The sequence below is a fragment of the Streptococcus sp. HMSC062D07 genome (assembly GCF_001814215.1).
Lineage (GTDB): Bacteria > Bacillota > Bacilli > Lactobacillales > Streptococcaceae > Streptococcus > Streptococcus infantis_I.
The window spans coordinates 1-24896 of record NZ_KV815328.1; the positions used below are offsets into that span (position 1 = coordinate 1).

Sequence of the window (24896 nt, forward strand, 5' to 3'; positions counted from 1 at the left end):
TTAGATTCTTGTCAACTAGTTTGATTTGTTTTTTCTGAAATTTTTTTACTGGTTTTCATAGATTAGTTTTTATAAATAAGAAAGAGAGGATATAATAGTATCCTCTCTTGTATCTTGTCTACTAATATTTTAGTTTTCTTCAGCCATTTTTGATTTGACTTCATCATATGATAGGGCACGTGATTCCTCTTCTACTGATTCAGGCATTTTCCCTGTTTCGTAAAGAGATTTGATTTGTGTACTATCCAATGTTTCATATTTCAATAAGGCTTCTGCAATTAATTTATGCGTTTCACGATTTGATTGAATAATTTCAGCTGCTTTATTACGTGCTTCATTCAACAATGCTCGAACTTCTTCATCAATTTCATATGCAGTACGTTCTGAAATAGATTTTTGTGGAGTTTGAGCACCAAACATAGCATGATTACCTTCGTATTGAACAGGTCCGAGTTTTTCACTCATACCATACTCTGTAACCATTGCACGCGCCATTTGTGTAGCTTGCTCAAAGTCGTTTGATGCACCTGTTGTTTGGACATTAAAGATGATTTCTTCAGCAACACGTCCACCCATCAAACCAGCTAATTGTTCTTTCATATCTTCTTTAGATAGCAACATTTGATCTTCTTTTGGAAGAGCAATCATGTAACCACCTGCACGACCACGTGGAACAATTGTTACCTTATGAACGACACGCGCATTTGATAAGACTAACCCTACGATAGTGTGCCCGGCTTCGTGATAAGCAACCATTTCACGTTCTTTTTGAGAAACAGTTTTATCTTTCTTAGAAGGCCCTGCAATAACGCGGTCTTCTGCCTCATCAATATCAGAAGCATCAATGACTGATTTGTTACGACGGGCAGCAACTAATGCCGCTTCGTTCAATACATTTTCTAAATCAGCACCAACAAAACCTGGAGTTTGTTGTGCTACTAACTTCAAATCCACATCTTCTGCTAGAGGTTTATTTCTAGCATGGACTTTCAGAATTGCTTCGCGTCCTTTAACATCTGGACGACCAACCAATACTTTTCTGTCAAAACGACCTGGACGAAGAAGGGCTGGATCTAGAACATCTGAACGGTTCGTTGCCGCAATGACAATTATCCCTTCATTTCCTTCAAAACCATCCATTTCAATCAAGAGTTGGTTCAAGGTTTGTTCACGTTCATCATTACCTCCACCAAGACCGACACCACGTTGGCGACCAACGGCATCAATTTCATCGATGAAGATAATAGCTGGCGCTGCTTTTTTAGCGTCCTCAAAGAGTGAACGTACACGGCTGGCACCGACACCAACGAACATTTCTACGAAGTCAGAACCTGAAATACTAAAGAACGGTACTCCAGCTTCTCCTGCTACTGCTTTAGCAAGTAATGTTTTACCAGTTCCCGGAGGTCCCTCTAAGAGAACACCAGCTGGGATACGAGCACCTAATTTTGTAAAGCGTTTTGGATCTTTCAAGAATTCAACAACTTCAACAAGTTCTTGTTTTTCTTCTTCAGCTCCTGCTACATCTGAAAAGCGTACTTTGATATCTTCCTTATTAGCAGCCTTAGCTTTACTGCGTCCAAAACTCATCGGATTGCGTCCGCTGTTTCCTCCCATATTTCCCATCATAGAAAATAGGAAGAAGAATAAAATAGCAAATGGCACTACCGAAACTAGGATGTTAATCCACATACCACTTGAGCTTTCGTGCTTGACTTCAACTTGTGTTTGGTGTTCACCAGCTAGTTTTTGCAAATCTGCTACAGTAGTATCCGATGGAAGAATAATACTTGTAAATTTTTCTACTTTTGTTGCAGAAGGTGTGAAAAACTGAATACCTGTTTCCGGTTTTTCTGTTTTAGCAGTTTTATAGACACCAGACACTTCAATAATACTACCACTTGGTTGATAGGTTATTTCTTTTACATTGTCATTAGTGATTTCCTGCACCAATTCTGAGTATTTAATTTGTTGACTGTGCCCGGCAACTCTCCCAGCGAAAAAGTACTGGAATCCCGTTACTAGCAAGAAAATCATCAACAAATAAAGAAATGGATTTTTTATAAAACCATTATTTTGTTTTTGCATTCAACAACTTACCCTTCTATTTTGAGTAAACTTCCTCTTTCAATACACCTACATAAGGAAGGTTACGATAATTTTCATTATAGTCTAAACCATAGCCTACAACGAATTCATTTGGAATTGTAAAACATGTATAATCTGCTTCAATTTCTACAGTACGTCCTTCTGGTTTATCCAGCATAGTAACAATCTTAACAGACGCTGCTTCTCTAGCAGTAAACATATCTCTCAAACTTTTTAATGTTTGTCCAGTATCAATAATATCTTCTACAAAGACAATGTGTCTACCTTTAACATCTTGAGTGACATCTTGTTTGATATTAATGACACCACTACTTACAGTTCCACCATGATAACTAGAAACCATCATAAAATCCATTTCAAGGTGAGTGTCGATATATTTGACTAATTCTGCCATAAAAGGAATAGATCCTTTTAAAATTCCAACTAAAATCGGATTTTTCCCTTCATAATCTTTTGTCAATTGAGCACCTAACTTCTTAGCTGCTTCTGTAATTTCATCTTGCGAAATCATAATTTTCTTGATGTCTTGTTCTAACATGATTTTACCTATCTATTTTTTCTATATAAAGTACAGTGTTCATTATATCATTTTTCGTTTTTATACTCAAATCACTGAGTTCAATTCCTAAAATTGAACAAATCTTTCCGAATTGCTCAACAATAATCGCATTTTTTCGTTTTTCTGCAGGTATTTTTAAATCAATAAAAAGTCGCCTTACTTTTTTTCGATGACCATTTATTATCAAATAATCACCTGGCTGTCGATGCCGCAAAATCAATGATGTTTCACGGGAAACATTTATTTGTTGAACATTTTCACCTTTTAGAGGAATTCCAAATGAAAATAGAAAACCTTCATAATAAACTTGATTTTGATAGTTTAACACACACTCACTACTTTTTTCATCAGACTTTGGTCTGATTTTACTAATTTGAAAGTGCTGGTATTCTTTTATAAGTTCATAACCATTTTTTATATTATGGCGATATTGACTCTTAGTTTTTAAAATATGATGAATTTCTTGAAATTGTTCTCTTGTTACATTTAAATCAGCAAAACGACTAAGGTATTGTTGTAGTAAAACTCCTTGCGTTGCTTCACTAAAAGATAAAAACTGAGTTAAATCTTCTACATCAACCGCTTGAGATAATTCAGCCAGAGCAATTTGATAATCAGAAACTTCTTTTCCAAACTCTAAAATTGCTTTTTTTACCTGAACATTTTCTTTTTCTAACTGTGGCAGATAGAGGTTGCGAATACGATTGCGAAGATAGTGATTTTTTTTATTTGTTGAATCTTCAAAATGCTCAATTTCAGGAAAATCCTTCTTATAAAAAGACAACAAAGGACGAATCAACTCTCCCTTATCAAATATTTGTCTTTCTTTAATAGCTGATAAATGGTGTAGTCTAACACCTCTAATCAATCGCATAAAGATTGTCTCAACTTGATCATCTGCATGATGAGCTGTTACAAGAGCTGTAGATGAAGTTTTCTCCATCACTTCTCTAAAAAATTCATAGCGAAATTGACGAGCATTCGCTTCTGAAAAATCTCCAGTAAAACAAGCTACATAAATTGGAACTCCAGCTTGTTCAGCTAATTTTCTTAATTCATTTTCTTCCTTATCTGACTCTGGTCGTTGTTTATGATTTACATGTGCTAAAAACAATTCAATACCAAGTTCTTTTTGATAAGTCAAAAGAACTTGAAAAAGAAACATCGAATCCAATCCACCAGACAAGGCTAGCACAACTCTTGAATGTCCTTCAAAGTAACCTTTTTCTAGAAAATGATTTAAAAAATCGCGGTCTCTCATTTTAGGACCTCGTAGACATCCTTAGCAATTTTAGAAATGGTATCGTAATCAGAATTTTTGGTAAAGATTGAAATAATGAAAGGAGAATCTGTATAGACTATTCCTACATCGTGTTTAAATTCATCTGCATCCCCAATTTTATGGGCTACCTTAGCAGAAATATTCTTAGCAATCCTCTGATTATCAAATGATGTTTGTGATAAGGATTCTAAAACAAAACCATTTTGATTGTAAATAGATTCCATAACTTGACCAGCCATTTTAGCTGAAGCCAACTTATCTGTCACATCCCATTCCTCACCTGCGATAGTAGTCATCTCTTTTTTAAAGGCTTCATCTGATTTATTCGTAATATAATAACCAAGAATATTATGAGCTACATTGTCAGATTCTTTTGCAGTTTTTGTGATTAAATCTTTGATTGTGTATTCTTTATTGTCCGCTGTTTTAGGGAGACTTCCGCTTCCTTCTGGTTTATAAGAGCCAGGGAAATCATTAACTTCGGAAACATACTTCAATTTCATATCAAGTTGGTAATCACCTTGATTGATTTTTTCCTGAACAGAATAAAGATAAGGTAATTTCATAACACTAGCAGCGTACATTTTTTGATTTTCATTAATGCCAGCTTCCTTACCTGTACTCAATTGTTTCACATAAATAGAGAACTGTTCATTTTGATAATTTGCAGATAACAACTCTTGTACTTTCTGGATACGATTGTCATCGTTGGAAATGTAATCCGTCGAAATCCAGCCTGTTTGCTTGATATGTAAGAATTCACGACCTTCAGCAAAAATAGACATATCTGCTTCAACTTCTTTATAAGGCGCTAAAGTAGACTTTAATTCTTGTTGATCATAAGGACTATTATAAACGACAAATCCCGGTTCTAGCCATACTCGTTTAGAAAAATCGTTTACGATGGAACTATCGTATAAAAGTCGTTTATCAGCCATTACAAATTGATTATTTGACAATTTAAAGACAGGTTGTCCTTGTTTATTTAATCGCCATTCTAAAACAGATAATTTTGTTTCTGCATTTACTTTACCCGATTCATTAATCAGGTCTTCTGTAGAATAAACTGGCGTCTCACCATAAAATTTTGGAGATTCTATAGTATCTTGATAATAAAAATGATACGGAGTATGAGTTAAAGAATAAACTTCTTGTTTTGGAATGATAACTGGATTCTCAGTGCTTACTACTTGAACGCTTTTTAGGAAAATAGGAAGTAGTAATATCACTAAAAATTTACGCATTCTTTTTCCCCTCTTCTTCTTGTAGCCGTAACAGATGATTCTTTTGAGCTAACTCATCTAATTTTTCATCTGACTGACTTAAAAATTTTTCGATAATATCTAATAAATTTTCCATTTCGCATTACCTAGGAAGTAAGTCCGGAATTGTATAAACTTCCTCCCATGTTTTTGAATAATAATATTTTGCACGGGAATATTTAGCCGCATAGGATTCATCTTTTAGCTTAGTTGCTAAACTAGCTTCTTTATCCTTTTCATCGCTCAAGTCCTGATATTGTTTTTTCAAATCAGCTAGTTGCTGGCGACGTGTTAGTAATTGTTGGTAACTTTGTGCTAAATTGTAAGTTGGTAAGATGAATAGCAACATAATCAAAATCAAAACCCAACCCATAAAACGATTACGTTTTTGACGTTCTTCCATCATGTATTTACGTCGTTGGTGTTCATTTTGAATAAATGAATTATTCATTTGGACTATTTTTTTATACATCGTCTTCTACCCTTGTTTCACTGATAATTTCATACATTCCAGCTGCATCTTCTTTTTTTGTGCTATCTTTCATTTCGAGCACCTTTACAAGCAACAATTTATTTCCAAAACGAATTTCAACCTGATCATTGATTTTTAAATCAGTTGAACTTTTAGCAAGGATACCATTTACCTTGATTCGCCCTTTATCTGCAACTTCCTTAGCTACCGTACGGCGTTTAATAATTCGTGATACTTTTAAATATTTATCTAATCTCATCTTATAATACCTCAAATTATTATTGTACCATTTTTATCCCTTTTATAGAAGAAAAAAGGTAAGCCCTAATGTGACTCTTTTAAGTCTTTTATCTTCGCTAACGATTCTCCAAAGGTTAAGAGTCCTTCTAAAATCTCATAGTCTTTTTTATTTCGAATATCAAAAACAACTTCGATTAAACCTTGATTTTCAGAAATATTAGCCTTCAAATTTGTCTGAGAAAGAGCCTGGAAATAATCTTGTGTTAAAAATAGTTGTTGGGATATCTTTTCAAATTGAATGACAAGCTTATTATTTCTTCTTTCAACACGATTGACAAAAACTTTATCAAGATAAGCTTTAGCTAATCCAATTTCTAAGAGGTAAGCAACTACATCTGGATACTCTCCAAATCGGTCTATCAACTCATCTTGTAATTCTTCGTAATTGACACGGTTGTCAATTTGACGAATTCTCTTGTAAATTTCAATTTTATGTCGTTCATCCGAAATGTACTCATCCGGAAGATAAGCATCAATTTGCAGAATTAACTCAGCATTTCCTTTTTCACGTTTCTTAGCAATTGCTTCTTCCAGTAACTGAGAATAGAGTTCAAAACCAACAGAATCGATAAAACCGGACTGCGAACTTCCTAAAAGATTACCCGCTCCACGAATGGATAAATCGCGCATAGCGATTTTGAAACCAGAACCCAATTCAGTGAAACCTTTAATTGCCTCCAATCTCTTCTCAGAAACTTCTGTCAATGATTTGTCAGGTCGATACATAAGATAGGCATAAGCGATTCGATTGCTTCGACCAACCCGACCTCTTAATTGATACAAGGTTGACAATCCCATGTGGTCTGCATTTTCTATAAACAAGGTATTGGCATTTGGAATGTCTACTCCTGTTTCAATGATTGTTGTTGTTACTAAAATATCATATTCACCTTCAATAAAGTCAAGTAGTGTATTCTCCAAACGAATTTCACTCATTTGACCATGAACAAAACCAATAGAAGCTTCTGGAATCAGTTCTTGTAACTCTGAAACCTTCTTTTCAATCGTGTCAACTTTATTGTAAAGATAGTAAACCTGACCACCACGATCAATTTCTCTCAATACAGCATCTCGAATGACAAGATCATTCTGCTCAAGGACATAGGTTTGTACAGGATATCGATTGGTTGGGGGAGTTTCGATGACAGATAAATCTCGAATACCTAGCATAGACATATGTAGAGTTCGAGGAATTGGTGTAGCTGTCAAAGTTAAGACATCAACCTTCTTTTTTAATTCCTTCAAAGCTTCCTTATGTTTGACACCAAAACGTTGTTCTTCATCGATGATAATCAAGCCTAAATCAGCAAATTCAACATCTTTAGACAAAACTCGATGGGTTCCTATCAGGATATCAACTTGGCCTTTTTTCAATTTTTCAAGTGTTTCAGTCTGCTCTTTTTTACTTCTAAAACGACTCAAAACATCTACATTGACAGCAAACTGTTCAAATCTTTCCTTGAAATTATTATAATGTTGCTGAGCCAAAACTGTAGTAGGTACTAAAACAACAACCTGTTTATGATTGTTTACAGCCTTAAAAGCAGCTCGCATGGCCACCTCAGTCTTACCGAAACCAACATCTCCAACCAAAAGTCGATCCATTGGTTGAGAAGCCTGCATATCTTTCTTAATTTCTTCGATACTTCGAAGTTGGTCCTCAGTTTCAACATAAGGGAAAGCCTCATCAAAAGCAACCTGATCTTCATCATCTTTTGAAAATGCAAAACCTTCAAGTTGACTCCTCTCTGCATATAACTTAATTAAGTCATCTGCAATGTCTTCAACTTGATTTTTAACTTTTTGCTTAGCTTTTTTAAAACGTCCATCGTTTAATTTGTTTAACTTTGGAGCCTTACCGTCACTTGAAACATACTTAGATAAGGTTTGGATTTGTTCTACAGGGATAGAAATTCGATCTCCATTTTGATATTGGATACTTACATAATCTCGGTGAATCCCTTTGAGTTCAATCGTTTCGATTCCTAAATATTGACCAATCCCATGAATTTGATGAACAACATAATCTCCTTTTTGGAGTTCACTATAATCCTTTAATCTTTCAGCATTACTGATATTTTGTCTTCTGTATTTACGTTTAATTTTCTTTTTGAATATTTCATACTCAGTGATGAATACAAGATTCTCATCCACAAAATGAAAACCATGACGAAGGTTTCCTTCAACAAGATTGACAGTTCCTTTACAGATTTCACTTTGATTACTATTGTCAACTTTAATGCTATATTCATCAAGAATCGTTGACAGTTTTTTTAGTTCGGTTTGGCTACTTGATTGAAGAACAATCGTATATTTTAATTTTTTATAGCGTTCAATTTCTTCTTTCAGAAAAGAAAACTGATTGAAGAATTCTTGCATAGGATATTGATTAAATTGATAAAGATGATCAAATTTTAGATTTCCAAGTCCCTTTTGAAAATTCGAAAAGAAGCTAGCTGGTAAATATTTTTTTAACTGACTTTCTACATCAGCAAAATATTGTAAACTTGATACAGCTTTACTATTGTGTAAATCCTCTGTAAAGTATCCAGCTGTTTCCTTATCAAAAGTATCATACTGATTCATGATTTTTTGAAAATCATCAAAGATAATAGGCGCTTGGTTCAAGTAGTCAATCAATGTCCACTGTTTTTTATAAAAAACAGACAAAAATTTACGAATATCAGCATGAAGAACTTGCTCTTTCACACAACTAAAAACTTCTTCTAGGTACGACTTTAATGTAGGTGAAATAGTTTTATCCATCTCATGTTCTAAGAATTGTTGACCACGATTGTAATCCTCAACAGTTAATAAAATGTCACTAGCTGGATAGATTAAGACTTGAGATTGACTATCTTTTGATAATTGTGTATCTGCGTCGAATTCTCTAATCCCATCTATTTCATCACCAAAAAATTCTATTCGGTAAGGAGATAGTTGTGAAGTTTCAAAGATATCTAAAATATCCCCTCGAAGACTAAATTCACCTTGACTTTGAACTTGAGTAACTTTTTTATAACCAAGTGAAATCAATTGACTTTTTAATTCTCTTTGTTCACACTCTTCGCCAACTTCAAGTTTTAACACACTGTTATCAAAGACTTGAGGATCTGGTAAGAATAAACGGCTAGCTGCCATGTTACAAACTAGTATTCCTTTTTGAGATTTATCTCTTAGAAAACGCAAGGCTTCAACTCTTGAAAAAATCTTTTCTTGAGACGATACTAAAAATTCTACCATTGGTGAATCATCTACTAAAAATGGATAAACCATATCAGTACCCAGGATAGAAATTAAATCATTTACTAGACGATCAGCTTCTCCATAAGTAGATGTCATTACTATAATCTTGTTCTGATTTTTAACACTACTTGCAATAGCTAAAGACTTTGCTGAACCAGAGAGACCTAGTAGTAATTCCCTCTGCTTGAGAGATAAATGTTCACTCCATAATTGTATCTGCTTGTTCTCTAAAAAGAATTCGATTAATGACATTCCCTTACCCATTGTATTTCTGCATTATTTTTTCAAAGTTTTTCTCTTGTAAATAACAATTTACAGCATCGTCAACCTTGTCAATAGACTGTAAAATACCTATATAGTCATCCTTGTCAAATTTACTCAAAACGTGGTGAACAACAGACATTCCTTTTTTAGGTCTACCGATACCAATCTTTACACGATTGAAAACCTGTGTACCAATATGTTGGATAATTGACTTGATACCATTATGACCGCCAGCTGATCCTTTAGCGCGAAGTCGAATTTTTCCTACTTCCATGTCAAGATCATCGTAAATAATCAGTAAATCTTCGATATCTAAACCATAGTAGGTTAATAAAGCATGAACTGCTTTCCCACTTTCATTCATAAAAGTAGTGGGTTTTACCAGATAAATTTTTTCACCATTAAGGAAAAATGAAGCTAATTCAGCTTGGAATATTTTATCGTGTGTAAAAGATACATTCTGTTTTTTTGCTAGTTGGTCAATCAACATAAAACCAACATTATGCTTTGTCTCAAAATATTTATCCCCTGGATTTCCCAATCCTACAAGTAATTTTGTCATTTAAATTTCCTTTCAAAAGCTAAAAGGGTTGGAATTTTTTTCCAACCTAATTGACACTATTAAAAATGTTGATTATACGTTAAAGCGGAATTCCATAATATCGCCATCTTGAACGACATATTCTTTTCCTTCTTCACGCAAGCGTCCAGCTTCTTTTACCGCCTTTTCAGAGCCGTATTTAATCAAATCATCATAAGACATAGTCACTGCACGAATAAAGCCTTTTTCGAAGTCAGAGTGGATAATTCCAGCAGCTTGAGGAGCTTTCATGCCACGTTTAAAGGTCCAAGCACGAACTTCTTTTTCACCAGCTGTGAAGTAAGTTCCAAGTCCTAATAGATGGTAAGCTGCACGAGTCAACTTGTCCACACCTGATTCTGTCAAACCAATGGCTTCAAGAAACTCTTTTTTATCTTCGTCGTCTAACTCAGAAATTTCTTCTTCAGCACGCGCTGAAATGACTACTACCTCTGCATTTTCTGTTGCTGCGAATTCACGAATTTTCTTCACATAATCAATAGAGTCTGGGTCTCCAACAACATCCTCATCCACATTTGCTACATAAAGAACTGGTTTCGTAGTCAAGAGGAAAAGACCTTTAACAACCTTTTGCTCTTCATCTGTAAATTCAATGGTACGTGCTGACTTACCGTCTTCAAGGACAGGTTTAATCTTTTGGAGAACGTTAAATTCTGCAACTGATTCCTTATCTTTTTGCGTACGTGCCATCTTTTCCACACGCGCATAGCGTTTATTAACAGATTCTAAGTCAGCAAGAATCAATTCTAGGTTAATGGTATCAATATCTGCTAATGGATCTACAAAAGCATCTTCACGACCTTGCTCACGCATGACATTCTCATCATCAAAGGCACGAACTACATGGACAATGGCATCAACTTCACGTATATTGGCCAAGAATTTATTACCGAGACCTTCTCCTTTTGATGCACCTTTTACAATCCCTGCAATATCTGTAAATTCAAAGGTTGTTGGAACTGTCTTCTTAGGAGTAATCATTTCAGTCAATTTTTGTAGACGTTCATCTGGAACTTCTACCATCCCAACGTTTGGGTCAATAGTTGCAAATGGATAGTTTGCAGCCTCTGCTCCTGCTTTTGTAATTGCATTAAATAGGGTTGATTTACCAACGTTTGGCAAACCCACGATACCTGCTGTTAAAGCCATAATTTCTCATTCTCCGTTCACATTTCAATCTTCAATATTATAACACAAAAAGGGAAAACTTGCTAACCCTCTAACTACTTGCATTTAGTCGATAATTTTACTCATTTTTCTTTCAAAATCATAGCGACTCATCATGACAACATGATCACAATTACTGCATTTTATTTTGATATCTGCACCTAGACGTGTAATTTCCCAACGATTCGCTTTTTTGCCTGTAGATTTGATTGTACAAGCATGTGGTTTTTTCATTTCAACAAAATTTCCAACTTGATACATACTACTCTCCTTTTCATATTTCTGATTATATCATAAAAGAGGTGAGCTAGGCTCAACCTCTTTAACTTAATTTGTACGAACTGGTGTAATCAGCTGCATGAAATCTTCATCTGTATCAGCCGGTACCAAGGTAAATGGACGAACTGCTGAAATGAAGCTGATTGTTACCTTTTCACTATTCAAGGCTTTTAGTGCTTCAATCAAGTAAGTTGGATTAAAGCTAATAGTTAAATCTTCACCAGATACAGCAATTGTATCGATTTCTTCGTTTACTTTACCAACTTCTGGAGAATTTACATGAGCTGTAACTACTCCTTGTTTGATTTCTAATTTTACAGTTCCATTTTGAGTAGCACTTGATAAAAGACGTGCACGTTCCATAGATTGACGTAGATTCACAACATCAAAAGTTACTGTCGTATTAAAATCTGTTGGAATCAGACGATCTGTATCAGGATAATTACCTTCTAAGAGACGTGTATAGAAGCTAATATTTTCGCTTCTAAAGAGAATTTGGTTGTTTGCGAAGAAAATCTCTACTGTTTCGATATCGTCCGTAAAAACAGCTGAAAATTCGCGTAGAGAGCGACTTGGGATAACAACATCAAAATTATCACTATTTTTTTCAAGAGTTAATTTTTTCTGGCTGAGACGATGTGAGTCTGTTGCTACTGTTTTTAATTCTTGATGATTACTTAGGACAAAGTGTACACCAGTCAAGATTGGACGGCTTTCTTGTACACTAGCAGCAAAAGCAGTTTCATTGATAATTTTCTTAAGAAGTTTTGTTTCAAGAACTAGAGGATTACTTGCTGCAATTTCCTGAATACGTGGATACTGTTCGCTGTCTTTTCCTTTCAGAGTAATTTCTGATTTTCCACTTGTTAGTACAATTTGATGTTGTTCAATTTCTTTAAAATCAAGAGTCACATCTGGAAGACTAGAAACAACATTGATAAAGAAAGAAGCTTCTAAAAGAATTGATCCTAAAGAGTTAATCAAAAGACCTGCATTTTCATCTTTTTGAGAAATGAAATTCTCAATTGAAATTTGACCATTTGATCCAATTAATGTAATTCCTTCGTTAGTCACATCAATTTTAATAGTTGATAAAACAGGAATAGCATTTTTTGAATTAATAGCACGTTTTGTAATATTTAATGATTGCAGGAATAAATTTTTATTAATAGAAAAATGAATCATGGAATCTCCTTTATTTATTTTTATTATTAGAAGGTTAATAGTAATAGTAGGCTGTGTGAAATCTGTGGAAAACCAAGTTTAGTTTAGAAAAATCAAGAAGTTATACTTGTTTAAAATTTGTTAATAAATCAGTAAAAATTTAAACACTTATCCACAAGTTATTTGATTTTCTTTTTGATGGTTTCGATTTCTATACGTAATTTATCATCAGTTTCAATCATAGATTTGATTTTTGCATGAGCATGAATGACGGTTGTATGATCTTTACCACCAAATTCTTTTCCGATTTTTGGAAGACTGTTATCAGTTAATTCTCTAGCTAGGTACATAGCAACTTGACGAGCTAGAACAATATTCTGAACACGTCTAGTTCCCTTCATCTCCTTAACGCTCACATCATAAAATTTTCCGACTTCCTCTTGGATTTTTTCAATCGGAATGACGATCATGGTGCTGACGCTTTGTTTTCTAGCACGTATAGCCTCAGATGCAATATCCACAGTTATAGTGTTGATTTGTTTGACTTTAGCCATGAGACTAATATCTTTGAGCGCACCTTCTAATTCACGTACATTTGAATCAAACTGGCCAGCCAAATATTCGATTGTGTCAGGTTGAAAATGATAATCTAAATCCTCTGTTTTACTGTTTAAGATAGCGATACGAGTTTCAAAATCAGGTGGAGTAATATCCGTTGTTAATCCCCATGAGAAGCGCGTGACAAGTCGCTCAGGTAGATTTTCTAGTTGTTCTGGCCTACGGTCACTCGTTAAAACGATCTGTTTATTATTACTGTGAAGTTTGTTAAATGTATTGAAAAATTCATCCTGAGTTTGCACTTTATTTCCGCTGAGAGATTGAATATCATCAATAAGAAGGAGATCTAGACTTCGATAGGTTTTTTTAAAATTATCCATATCATTGAGTCTTAGATGATCTAAAAATTCATTAATAAAACTTTCAGCAGGAATATATTTTACACGCGCATTAGGATTTTTTTTGAGAATTTCGTTCCCCAAAGCATTGAGCAAGTGAGTTTTACCTAGACCAGGTCCTCCATATATAAACAGAGGATTATAAGTTAGTCCAGGATCTTCCGAGACGGCTAAAGCAGCAGACTTAGCCCAAATATTTCCATCACCTTGGATAAAATTATCAAAAGTATAAATGTCTCTTAATCCTGTTTCTGAATAGGGTATAGATTTTTTAATTTCTTCCTGTTGATGATTACTGTTTTCAACATTGCTTGCTATATCGGAGGTATTAGAATCTTCTTTAGTCAATACATATTGAGCTTTTATTTCAGTATCATAGATTTGAAAACCGACAGCTACAATAATATCATTGAGTTTTGTACTCCAAACCATTTCCATTTCAGATCTGGGCAAAAATATGGTAGCTACATTTCCCTCAACCTTTATTAATTCAGCAGGTGTTGCGTAGAAATCAAACATTGATCGAGTCAATCTCTCTTTAGCTAATTCTAAAATCTGATTCCAAAATTGTTTTTCTTTCAACAACAAACTCCTCCTTTTCTAAATGGTGTAATCTTAAACACTATTTTATCACATAGAAAGCAATTTTTCCACAACTTGTGAAAAACAATCCACAATGTTTAAAAGATTTATCCACAACTTGTGGATAAAAGGTTTAGATTTTGATTTAATAGACTTTTTCTATACTAATCCAGTGGATAAGTATGTGAGTTTAGAAAAATAAAATAACAGCCTTATTTCAGGCTGTTAATAAAACGTTGGTATTCTTCTTGATTATGAAAAGAGATAGTTATTTTTCCTGCCTCTTTTTTTTGAAGGACGATTTGGACATCTAATCCCAACAATTTTTTCAAATTTTCTTCTTCTTCTTTGATAAAGTGATCTTTTTCTTTGGTTTTCTTCTTATTTTTTTCTTCTTTAAGTAGATGTTCCACCTGCCGAACTGATAAATCCTCTTTCTGAATGCGATTGAGTAAATTTTTTTGTTCTTTCAAAGGTAGTTGGATTAGAAGTCTAGCATGTGCTTGAGACAATTTTCCAGTTTCTACTTCTTTTAAAATAAAATCAGGGAGCGTTAGCAATCGAACAAGATTAGTGATATAAGGGCGTGATTTCCCCATTTTTTCAGCAATGTCTGCATGAGTATATCCTTTATCAATTAAAGATTGATAAGCTTTTGCTTCTTCAATCGGATTTAAGTCTTCTCGTTGTAAATTTTCAATGATTGAGTGAACCATCATATCCTGATCAGATAATTTTTTGATGATTACAGGAATTTCTGATAGCCCAGCTGCTATCGATGCCCGATACCGTCTTTCTCCAGCTAGGATTTCATATCCGATAACTGGAGATTGACGGACAATAATGGGTTGAATTAAACCATTTTCTTTAATAGATTGGGCAAGTTCTTGAATTTTTTCTTTTGAGAATTCTTTACGAGGTTGATAGGGATTTTTTTGAATATCACTGATACGAATTAGTTTGAGTTCTTCCATATTTCTACAGTATCATATCTTTAATATTCTGTAAAGTAGGTTTACAAATATGTAAACTATTAATTTAAATCACTTGTACTCTTATCTAGTTTGATTGTAGTTTTTTCTTCTTTACCATTACGGTAATAAGTTACAGTCATTTCATCACCAATAGAGTGACTGTAAAGTGCATTTTGTAATTCAGTAGTAGAAGAAATTTTAGTATCATCTATTTTTGTGATAACATCATATTGTTGTAAATGTCCATTTGCAGGCATGTTCTTTTGAACAGAACGAACAGCTACACCAGAAGTAACGTTGTTAGGAAGTTTTAATTTTTGAAGGTCAGCTGTGCTGAGGTTTGTTAAGTTAACCATGTGGATACCAAGCGCTGGTCGAGTTACTTTTCCATCTTTTTCTAATTGTTTAATAATATTAATAACATCATTTGCAGGAATAGCAAAACCAAGGCCTTCTACAGATGTTCCACCATTTGAGGCAATTTTACTTGATGTAATACCGATAACTTCTCCCTGAATGTTAATCAAAGGACCTCCAGAGTTACCAGGGTTAATAGCTGTGTCTGTTTGGATGGCATTTGTTGAAATGGCTTGACCATCTTCAGCTTTCAAAGAAACATGTCTGTTCAAGCTTGATACAATCCCTTGAGTAACTGTATTTGCATATTCTGAACCTAAAGGACTACCGATTGCGATAGCCGTTTCTCCAACAGCTAATTGACTTGAATCACCAAACTCAGCAACTGTAGAAACTTTTTCTGAAGATATTTTTACTACTGCAATATCAGAATAGGTATCAGAACCAACAATTTCACCTGGGACTTTTGTTCCATCAGTCAAACGAACGTCAACTTTTTTAGCGCCATTAATAACGTGAGTATTAGTAACTAAATAGGCAGATTCACCTTCTTTTTTATAAATAACACCAGAACCTTCACTGTTAATTTGTTCAGTGTTTGAATCTGTATCAGTATCATCAGTTCCAACAAAACCACCTTGAGAGTTTTCTGAATAAGTGATAATCGATACAACTGCATCTTTAACTTTATCTACAGCCTGTGTGGTAGAATTTTCATTTTTCGAAGCAGTCTGAGTGACTGCTGCACTATTTTGTTCTCCACCTCCTTGCTTTTGGTTGAACTGAAGAACAGCCAAACTTCCTAATAGACCACTAAAAAAGCTAATAAGAATAACTAGTAAAAGTTGTCCAATTGTTTTTGAAAACTTGTTTAAGTTTTTCATAGAATCCTCCATATTTGATTAATTAGTGAAAGTATAAGATTATTAACTTAATTCTAACTTAAAAAACTTAAGTTTTCAACAATCTGTGGATAATTGTTGAAAATTTGTGAATTTATTGTGTTTTTCACCTTTTTCATTTGTGAATAAGATGTGAATAGAACACGATTATGGTAAAATAGAAGCATGAAAATTAAACTTGTAACAGTTGGAAAACTAAAAGAAAAGTATCTCAAAGATGGAATTGCAGAATATTCTAAAAGAATATCACGATTTGCTGCCGTAGAAATGATCGAATTAGCTGATGAAAAGACTCCCGATCGTGCTAGTGATTCTGAAAATGAAAAAATCTTGGATTTAGAGGGAAATCGAATCCTTTCCAAAATTGGGGATAGAGAATTTGTTGTCGTTTTAGCTATTGAAGGGAAAACCTTGTCTTCTGAAGAATTCAGTAAACAGTTAGAACAAGCATCTATTAATGGTTTTTCAACCTTAACCTTTGTTATCGGTGGGAGTTTAGGACTCTCTCCTCAAGTAAAAAAGCGTGCGAATCTATCCCTTAGTTTTGGTCGTTTAACTCTTCCTCACCAATTAATGCGTCTAGTTCTTGTAGAACAGATATATCGAGCCTTTACCATCCAACAAGGTTCTCCCTATCATAAATAGGATTGACTATTTTCGATTATTTTGATAAGATAAACTAGTTAGGTCTCATAGCTCAGCTGGATAGAGCATTCGCCTTCTAAGCGAACGGTCGCAGGTTCGAATCCTGCTGGGATCATATACTAGATTTAACGCTGGGGAAACCCAGCGTTTTTTGTAAAAATTGACAGTTCAGGTACAAAAATGTGCAGTTGAGAATGATCACTTATAATATAAATCACATTTTGTATAATAGATTGGTAAGTTCATTTATAAGAAAAAAGAGAAAACATTATAGGGAGATATAATGGATTTATTGAAAATACTCATAGTTATTCTTCATATTCTTATTCTAACAAATAGCTATGAACTCATTTGTAAGGCAACAAAAAAAGAAAGATATCTGTTTATTTCTTGGGTATTTATATTACAGTTTATAGTTGAAGTTTTATTCTATTTTATTTATCTAGATGGATTTGGAATGGAAAAAATTTCATTTACCTGTATTATATTTTTTTATTTAATAGGGTTAAAAAAGTTTGATAAATACAAAGCTATTTTTATCAGTCTGCTATTGTCTTTATTATATCATAGCACTCATACTTTTTTATCCGTAACCATATCCTCTGTTACAGGTGATTCTTTTGTAACCAAATATGAAGATTTGTTTTTTGTAGTAGTTTTATTGCTGACTTATTTTGTAATAAAAAAAATTATTTTTTATTTTCACTTGGAGCTCAATTATTTTGATAAAGATTACCTCTATTCATTTTTTAAAAAGGTCATCTTTGCTTTCTTTGCTTTACAAATCCTATTATTCATTTCAGATATAGTAAGTAATTATGTGCATTTTAATAGTTTTGGTAGTATTTTAGCAACAATTGTCTTTATTTGTTTATTACTAATCTTCTTTGCAATGAATGCCAAGAAGGTCCAAGTTGAAAGAGAAATTGCTCTAAATCAGAAAAAATTTGAACAAGAACATTTACAGACTTACACAGATGAAATTGTGGCTTTGTATAATGAAATCCGTGGTTTTCGTCATGATTATGCAGGGATGCTTGTCAGTATGCAAATGGCAATTGACAGTAAAGATTTACAGGAAATTGACAGAATTTACAATCAAGTTCTAGTCAAAGCTAATCAAAAATTACGTTCAGATAAGTATACATACTTTGATTTAAACAATATAGAAGATTCAGCTTTACGAAGTTTAATTGCTCAATCTATTGTATATGCAAGAAATAAGGACGTAGAGTTTACACTAGAAGTAAAGGATATTATCACAAGGTTGTCAATTGATTTACTTGATCTTGTGCGTATTATGAGCGTTTTATTGAACAATGCTGTCGAAGGTGCTGCAGAAAGTTACTTGAAACAAATGGAGGTTGCAGTGATTAAGATGGATTTAGAAACAGTTATCGTGATTCAAAATTCGTGTAAATATACTATGACGCCTTCAGAAGACTTGTTTGAACTAGGTTTTTCTACTAAAGGTAGAAATAGAGGAATTGGTCTTAATAATGTCAAAGATATTTTGGATAAGTATGAAAATATCATTTTAGAGACAGAGATGGAAGATAGTAAGTTTAGACAGATTATTAGATTTAAGAGAGAGTTTGAATGAAAGTATTAATTTTAGAAGATGTTATTCAACATCAAGTCAGATTAGAAAGAACCTTGGATGAAATTTCAAAGGAATTAAATATTCCTATTTCTTATAAAACAACAGGTAAAGAACGAGAATTTAAGGAATATATCGAAAATGATGAAGTAAACCAGCTTTATTTTCTAGATATTGATATTCATGGTGTTGAGAAAAAAGGATTTGAGGTAGCACAGTTTATTCGTCGCCACAATCCCTATGCAATTATCGTATTTATTACTAGTAGATCAGAATTTGCTACCTTAACTTACAAATATCAAGTATCAGCCTTGGATTTTGTTGATAAAGATATCAATGATGAATTATTTAAAAAACGTATCGAACAGAGTATCTTATATACCAAAAGTATGCTGCTTGAAAATAAAGATGTTGTGGATTATTTTGACTATAATTACAAGGGAAATGATTTAAAAATTCCCTACCATGATATTTTATATATTGAAACAACAGGAGTATCTCATAAATTAAGGATTATTGGTAAGAATTTTGCCAAAGAATTTTATGGTACTATGGCGGATATTCAAGAAAAAGATAAAGATACTCAAAGATTTTATTCTGCTCATAAATCATTTCTTGTCAATGTAGGAAATATTAGGGAAATTGATCGAAAAAATTTAGAAGTGGTTTTTTATGAGGATCATCGTTGTCCAATTACCCGTCTAAAGGTACGGAAATTAAGAGATATTCTGGAGAAAAAATCTAAAAAGTGATTGACAATTAGTAAGAAATTGATATAATGGTTATATCTGCTACAGATAGATGGTCCGTTGGTCAAGGGGTTAAGACACCGCCTTTTCACGGCGGTAACACGGGTTCGAATCCCGTACGGACTATATTATCCGCCATAGCTCAGTTGGTAGTAGCGCATGACTGTTAATCATGATGTCGTAGGTTCGAGTCCTACTGGCGGAGTTAAACAAAAAGAACACCATTGGTGTTCTTTTTTTGTCTCTAATTTGCATCTCCCAACATTTTCATAAGAAAGTTTGTCATTTCTTGTGGACTTTCTTTTTTTCCATGAGCAATCCAGGTTTGGCATACACCAAATAGTGCGTTTGTTAGATAAATACTGCTATACTCTAACTCAATATTGTTTAAATTTAATTGCATAAAGCGTTTTTGGAGGTCAGTGCTAAGCATAATGTGAAGTTTATTTCTCAGGAAGTTTTGTATCTCTTTTGTACCATTTTCAGATAGAAGAGCAGCTAGTAAAGGTTCAGACTCTAAGTATTCAAACACTTCTAGAATAGCATCTCTTTTATGATTTGCGTGTTTTTGGAAAATATACTCAAAGGTATGAAAAAGCTTACTTTGGTAATGTTCAATCATATCATACTTATCTTTGTAATGAGTATAAAAACTAGAACGACTAATTCCGGCTTTTTCTGCCAGCTTAATAGTGCTAATTTGATCAAATGGTTGTCCCGTTAATAATTGAACCATGGCGTTCTCAATAGTACGTTTGGTTTTTAAGCGTTTGTTGCTCTCTTTCATAGTTCCTCCTTGTGAACAAAAATAGACTTAGTGTCTAAAAATGATAATTTTGACTTGTAAATAAGAATTTTTAATGTATAATCTATTATATCAAAATTTTAGACAATATGTGTAAAAAAGGAGACAATATGTTTAAAGAATGGAAAGCAATTTTTAAAAAACCAACCTTTATCATTGTAATGATAGGGATTTCTCTTATTCCTGCTTTATACAACATCATATTTTTATCATCTATGTGGGATCCATATGGCCAATTATCTGAGTTGCCTGTAGCGGTCGTTAATAATGATAAAGAAGCATCTTATAATGGAAACACAATGACTATTGGAAAAGACATGGTGTCCAATTTAGAGCAAAATAAATCATTAGATTTTCATTTTGTCAGTGAAGAAGAAGGTAAGAAGGGTCTAGAAGACGGTGATTACTATATGGTAGTAACTTTACCAAGTGACTTATCTGAAAAGGCTGCTTCTATTCTATCAGATCACCCAGAACAAATGAATATTAACTATCAAACTTCTAGCGGGCATAGTTTCATTGCAAGTAAGATGAGTGATTCTGCCATGACACAGTTAAAACAAAATGTTTCTGCTAATGTAACCGAAACCTATACGAAAGCTTTATTTCAAAAGATGGGAGATTTAAAATCTGGTTTAACGAAGGCAGCTGATGGAAGTGAACAATTGGCCAATGGGGCTAGTCAGTTAGCTGTAGGAAGTCAGACATTGTCTTCTAATCTTGACACTTTAGCTAGTTCAAGTTTAACCTTTTCTGATGGCACAAATCAATTTACAAAAGGGTTGACAACGTATGTAACAGGAGTAAAGCAACTGAATAGTGGCTTAGGTACATTTAATGATGGTTTACAGAACTATACAAGTGCAGTTTCACAGGTTGACACTGGACTCAATCAATTATCTTCCAAGACTCCAGAATTAGTAGCAGGTGTCAATCAGCTAAATACTGGAATGAAGTCATATGCAGGAGGAGTTTCGCAACTGAATACAGGTCTCAATCAATTTTCAGTTGGTGTCAATGCTTACACAAGCGGTGTTGACAAGCTATCTATTGGGGCAAATCAATTATCTAGTCAATCAGACACATTGAGAGACGGTATTACCCAATTAAATAAAGGAATTAAAGAAATTTCGACTCAATTGAATATTTCATCTCAACAAAAAGAGGAAATCACTCAATTAGCAACTAGTTTAGATGAATTGAATAAAGCACTTCAAGCTGTAACTATTTCAGATAATACTGAACTTAAAAGTACAATATCTAATGATTTAGCGAATATATCTACTCTTGCTCAAACTATTGTGACTAATAGTCAAACAGAGCAAGAGAAAACTCTTACCAATCTTCAAGCAACAGCAACTTATCAATCTCTTACTGATACTCAGAAACAAGAACTGACTGCAGCTGTTTCAAATAATTCTAACTCTACGATAGAGTCAGCAAAAGCAATTTTAACGACGGTAGGAGATCTAAAAGAAAATTTGGGAAGTGTAAACCAACCAGTCTCTAATCTTTCTACTTTACAGACTAAAGCAAATCAAGTATTAACTGTGGCGTCTAGTTCCTTGACATCTATGTCAAGTGGATTTACACAGTTGCAAAATGCTTTAGATAATCAGTTAGTTCCTGGAAGTCAATCGATTGAAAATGGAGTTAATGATTATACTAAAGGGTTGGATACTATTTCTTTAGGTGTAAACCAACTAAGTGAAAAGAATAAAACTTTAACAACAAGTTTGGATCAATTGGTTTCTGGATCAAGTAAGTTGACAGAAAACTCTTCAACCTTGACAACTGGTTTGGATTCGCTAGCTGGGAAAACTCCAGAACTAGTAACAGGTATCGAAAAACTCTCATCTGGTTCTAGCCAATTAAATAGTAAGAGTTCAGACTTAATTGCAGGACTTGATAAAATACAGCTAGGTTCTAGTCAATTAACAGACAAATCAAATCAATTGCTTTCAGCTAGCTCTCAGTTAGGAAGTGGAGCAGTGAAAATTGCTGATGGCGCTGGAAAACTAGCAGATGGTGGAACAACTTTAACTGCTGGTATTGAAAGTTTACAAGTAGGAGCTACTGGACTAGAACATGGATTGAACGCTGCTAGCAATCAACTAAAAATAGCATCAACAGAGTCTAGTAATGCAGAAGTATTATCTGAGCCCTTGAGTCTTTCAAAAACAGACAATGATCAGGTTCCTGTAAATGGGATTGCTATGGCTCCTTATATGATATCTGTGGCCCTCTTTGTTGCTGCGTTATCAACAAATATGATTTTTGCTAAGTTACCTTCAGGTCGTCATCCTGAAAGTCGTTGGGCTTTGGTTAAATCTCGTTTCGAAATAAATGGAGTTATAGCTGTTTTAGCAGCTGTCTTAGTCTATGGAGGAGTTCATCTTATCGGTCTAACGGCAAATCATGAAATGAGAACCTTGTTCTTAATCATCATCGCAAGTTTGACCTTTATGTCTATGGTAACCGCGTTAACGACATGGAATAGTCGCTTAGGTGCTTTCTTCTCTCTTATTTTACTATTATTACAATTAGCATCAAGTGCAGGAACTTATCCACTTGCTTTGACTAATGATTTCTTTAAGGCTGTCAATCCTTGGTTACCAATGAGTTATTCAGTTTCAGGATTGAGACAAACAATTTCTATGACAGGGAATGTTCATTATCAGGTAATTTTCCTTCTCGTAACTTTAATTCTATTCATAGGATTAGGTATGCTTGCTTATCAACCTAAAAAAATGGATGAAGATTAAAAAAGTTTCACGTGAAACAATGAATGATTTACAAGTAATTAATAAAAAAACTCAGTTGGTTAATTCAACTGAGTTTTTTAAGTTCTACCTAATCTTTCCAAAGTTCTTTGACTTTTGCTTGAACTTCAGCATTTTCTAAGAATTCATCATATGTTTCATCAATACGATCGATGACGCCGTTTTTAGATAGGACAATAATGTGGTTAGTCAAAGTTTGAATAAACTCATGGTCGTGACTGGCAAAGATGATGGACTCTTTAAAGTTTTTCAATCCATCGTTCAAGCTTGAGATAGATTCCAAGTCTAAGTGATTTGTAGGATCGTCAAGTACAAGAACGTTTGATTTTAAAAGCATGAGTTTTGAGAGCATCACGCGCACTTTTTCTCCCCCTGACAAGACGTTTACAGGTTTGTTAACCTCGTCTCCAGAGAAAAGCATACGGCCTAAGAAACCACGTAGGAAGGTGTTGTCATCTTCTTCTTTACTTGCGAATTGACGGAGCCAGTCAAGGATAGATTCACTGCCAGCAAAATCAGCTGAATTGTCTTTTGGCAAGTAAGAGCGACTAGTTGTAACTCCCCACTTGACAGTCCCTTCATAGTCAATTTCACCCATAATGGCACGAATCAAGGCAGTTGTTTGGATGTCGTTTTGTCCGATAAGAGCTGTCTTGTCACCTGGACGCAAGATGAAGCTGATGTTGTCAAGAATAGTTTCACCGTCAATCTTTACAGATAGATTTTCTACTGTTAAGAGGTCGTTCCCAATTTCACGTTCAGCTTTAAAGCTGATGAATGGATATTTACGACTAGAAGGAACAATTTCCTCTAGCTCAATCTTATCAAGCATTTTTTTACGTGAAGTTGCTTGTCTTGATTTAGAAGCATTAGCAGAGAAACGAGCAACGAATTCTTGAAGTTGTTTGATTTTTTCTTCTGCTTTAGCATTACGGTCTGCTAGTAATTTAGCAGCAAGCTCAGAAGATTCCTTCCAGAAGTCGTAGTTTCCGACATAGAGTTTGATTTTTCCAAAGTCAAGGTCAGCCATGTGAGTACAAACTTTATTTAAGAAGTGACGGTCGTGGGATACGACAATGACAGTATTATCAAAGTCGATTAGGAAATCCTCTAGCCAAGTGATGGATTGAATATCCAGACCATTGGTTGGCTCGTCCAAAAGAAGGACATCTGGTTTACCGAAGAGGGCTTTAGCAAGGAGAACCTTTACTTTGTCGCCATTTGCTAGTTCACTCATATTTTGGTAATGAAGTTCTTCTGGAATATTCAAATTTTGTAAGAGTTGTGAAGCTTCACTTTCTGCTTCCCAACCACCTAGTTCAGCGAATTCTCCTTCAAGTTCAGCTGCGCGAACACCATCTTCATCTGAAAAATCTTCTTTCATATAAATGGCGTCTTTTTCTTTCATGATGTTGTATAGTTTTTCATTACCCATGATAACAACATCAATAACACGCTCATCTTCGTAGTCAAAGTGATTTTGACGAAGTACTGAAAGACGTTCGTCTGGTCCAAGAGAGATATGCCCAGTTGTCGGTTCAATATCTCCAGCTAAGATTTTTAAAAAGGTTGATTTTCCAGCACCGTTGGCACCAATCAAACCATAGGTATTTCCTTCTGTAAATTTGATGTTTACATCATCAAAAAGTTTACGATCACTAAAACGTAGTGAAACATCAGATACTGTTAGCAAAGTTTTTCTCCTATTATATGTAATACTCTAATTCTACTAGAAAATCATCAATTATTCAAATTTTTATTTGTCAATTTTTTGTAAACAAAGTTGACAACCCCTTTACGATTGAAAGGGGTAACATCTCTATTGTTTCAATAAAAAA

General features: G+C 34.0%; 21 protein-coding genes and 3 tRNA genes. 7 read left to right on the plus strand and 17 right to left on the minus strand.

The genetic code is table 11. The annotated features are described in order from the left end of the window. Positions 1-129: 129 nt before the first annotated feature. The 15 genes from ftsH to HMPREF2957_RS04385 form a co-directional block, all read right to left on the minus strand. Entirely contained in the window at positions 130-2088 is a 1959-nt protein-coding gene (gene ftsH / locus HMPREF2957_RS04320) for an ATP-dependent zinc metalloprotease FtsH (RefSeq protein ID WP_070677781.1), read from the minus strand. Between the two features lie 16 nt (positions 2089-2104). Further along, entirely contained in the window at positions 2105-2647 is a 543-nt protein-coding gene (hpt, locus tag HMPREF2957_RS04325; RefSeq protein WP_004250918.1) for a hypoxanthine phosphoribosyltransferase, read from the minus strand. 4 nt (positions 2648-2651) lie between these two features. Continuing rightward, positions 2652-3929, minus strand: coding sequence for a tRNA lysidine(34) synthetase TilS (tilS, locus tag HMPREF2957_RS04330; RefSeq protein ID WP_070677783.1), 1278 nt, complete (start codon positions 3927-3929; stop codon positions 2652-2654). After that, a complete protein-coding gene (locus HMPREF2957_RS04335; RefSeq protein WP_070677785.1) occupies positions 3926-5194 on the minus strand; it encodes a serine hydrolase in 1269 nt (422 codons plus the stop codon). Before HMPREF2957_RS04335 ends, tilS begins: the two co-directional genes overlap by 4 nt. Then, positions 5187-5309: an SP_0009 family protein gene (locus HMPREF2957_RS09370; RefSeq protein WP_004250924.1), complete on the minus strand. Its 123-nt coding sequence runs from the start codon at positions 5307-5309 to the stop codon at positions 5187-5189. The genes HMPREF2957_RS04335 and HMPREF2957_RS09370 overlap by 8 nt, the downstream gene beginning before the upstream one ends. A 6-nt stretch (positions 5310-5315) precedes the next feature. Continuing rightward, the gene (locus HMPREF2957_RS04340) at positions 5316-5684 is read right to left on the minus strand and encodes a septum formation initiator family protein (protein WP_004250925.1); all 369 of its coding nucleotides are present in this window, start codon (positions 5682-5684) and stop codon (positions 5316-5318) included. Continuing rightward, positions 5677-5943, minus strand: coding sequence for an RNA-binding S4 domain-containing protein (locus tag HMPREF2957_RS04345; protein ID WP_004250926.1), 267 nt, complete (start codon positions 5941-5943; stop codon positions 5677-5679). Before HMPREF2957_RS04345 ends, HMPREF2957_RS04340 begins: the two co-directional genes overlap by 8 nt. Before the next feature lie 65 nt (positions 5944-6008). After that, positions 6009-9494, minus strand: a complete 3486-nt coding sequence (gene mfd / locus HMPREF2957_RS04350; protein WP_083312337.1) for a transcription-repair coupling factor — start codon at positions 9492-9494, stop codon at positions 6009-6011. Then, on the minus strand, positions 9487-10056 hold the full coding sequence (gene pth / locus HMPREF2957_RS04355; protein WP_070677787.1) for an aminoacyl-tRNA hydrolase: 570 nt from the start codon (positions 10054-10056) through the stop codon (positions 9487-9489). Before pth ends, mfd begins: the two co-directional genes overlap by 8 nt. Positions 10057-10128: 72 nt before the next feature. Then, positions 10129-11244 (minus strand): redox-regulated ATPase YchF, encoded by a 1116-nt coding sequence (gene ychF, locus HMPREF2957_RS04360; protein WP_070677789.1) that lies wholly within the window; start codon positions 11242-11244, stop codon positions 10129-10131. Positions 11245-11328: 84 nt separating this feature from the next. Further along, positions 11329-11523 carry a DUF951 domain-containing protein gene (locus HMPREF2957_RS04365; RefSeq protein WP_004250933.1) on the minus strand — a complete coding sequence of 65 codons (195 nt, stop codon included), beginning with the start codon at positions 11521-11523 and terminating at the stop codon, positions 11329-11331. A gap of 66 nt (positions 11524-11589) precedes the next feature. Continuing rightward, positions 11590-12726, minus strand: coding sequence for a DNA polymerase III subunit beta (gene dnaN, locus HMPREF2957_RS04370; protein ID WP_070677791.1), 1137 nt, complete (start codon positions 12724-12726; stop codon positions 11590-11592). Positions 12727-12884: 158 nt separating this feature from the next. Beyond that, entirely contained in the window at positions 12885-14243 is a 1359-nt protein-coding gene (dnaA, locus tag HMPREF2957_RS04375) for a chromosomal replication initiator protein DnaA (protein WP_004250937.1), read from the minus strand. A 212-nt stretch (positions 14244-14455) separates the two neighbouring features. Further along, positions 14456-15217: a ParB/RepB/Spo0J family partition protein gene (locus HMPREF2957_RS04380; RefSeq protein WP_070677793.1), complete on the minus strand. Its 762-nt coding sequence runs from the start codon at positions 15215-15217 to the stop codon at positions 14456-14458. A 59-nt stretch (positions 15218-15276) separates the two neighbouring features. Next, a complete protein-coding gene (locus HMPREF2957_RS04385; protein ID WP_070677794.1) occupies positions 15277-16458 on the minus strand; it encodes a serine protease HtrA in 1182 nt (393 codons plus the stop codon). 183 nt (positions 16459-16641) lie between these two features. Between HMPREF2957_RS04385 and rlmH the strand changes: the two genes are divergently transcribed. The 6 genes from rlmH to HMPREF2957_RS04415 all read left to right on the plus strand — a co-directional run bounded on the left by rlmH (position 16642) and on the right by HMPREF2957_RS04415 (position 19675). Next, positions 16642-17121 (plus strand): 23S rRNA (pseudouridine(1915)-N(3))-methyltransferase RlmH, encoded by a 480-nt coding sequence (rlmH, locus tag HMPREF2957_RS04390; RefSeq protein ID WP_070677796.1) that lies wholly within the window; start codon positions 16642-16644, stop codon positions 17119-17121. A 41-nt stretch (positions 17122-17162) separates the two neighbouring features. After that, positions 17163-17236 (plus strand) — tRNA-Arg (locus HMPREF2957_RS04395). Positions 17237-17404: 168 nt separating this feature from the next. Further along, the gene (comD, locus tag HMPREF2957_RS04400; RefSeq protein ID WP_070677798.1) at positions 17405-18724 is read left to right on the plus strand and encodes a competence system sensor histidine kinase ComD; all 1320 of its coding nucleotides are present in this window, start codon (positions 17405-17407) and stop codon (positions 18722-18724) included. Further along, positions 18721-19473, plus strand: coding sequence for a competence system response regulator transcription factor ComE (comE, locus tag HMPREF2957_RS04405; protein ID WP_004250949.1), 753 nt, complete (start codon positions 18721-18723; stop codon positions 19471-19473). The genes comD and comE overlap by 4 nt, the downstream gene beginning before the upstream one ends. 51 nt (positions 19474-19524) lie before the next feature. Beyond that, positions 19525-19596, plus strand: a tRNA-Glu gene (locus tag HMPREF2957_RS04410). 5 nt (positions 19597-19601) lie between these two features. Further along, positions 19602-19675 (plus strand) — tRNA-Asn (locus HMPREF2957_RS04415). Positions 19676-19714: 39 nt separating this feature from the next. On the opposite strand, the gene HMPREF2957_RS04420 is transcribed toward HMPREF2957_RS04415, so the two are convergent. Next, complete coding sequence (locus HMPREF2957_RS04420) at positions 19715-20257, minus strand: TetR/AcrR family transcriptional regulator (RefSeq protein ID WP_070677800.1); 543 nt, start codon at positions 20255-20257, stop codon at positions 19715-19717. A 128-nt stretch (positions 20258-20385) separates the two neighbouring features. On the opposite strand from HMPREF2957_RS04420, the gene HMPREF2957_RS04425 reads away from it, so the two are divergent. Continuing rightward, positions 20386-23040, plus strand: coding sequence for a YhgE/Pip domain-containing protein (locus HMPREF2957_RS04425; protein WP_070677802.1), 2655 nt, complete (start codon positions 20386-20388; stop codon positions 23038-23040). An 88-nt stretch (positions 23041-23128) separates the two neighbouring features. On the opposite strand, the gene HMPREF2957_RS04430 is transcribed toward HMPREF2957_RS04425, so the two are convergent. After that, positions 23129-24751 (minus strand): ATP-binding cassette domain-containing protein, encoded by a 1623-nt coding sequence (locus HMPREF2957_RS04430; RefSeq protein WP_004250954.1) that lies wholly within the window; start codon positions 24749-24751, stop codon positions 23129-23131. Positions 24752-24896 lie beyond the last annotated feature (145 nt).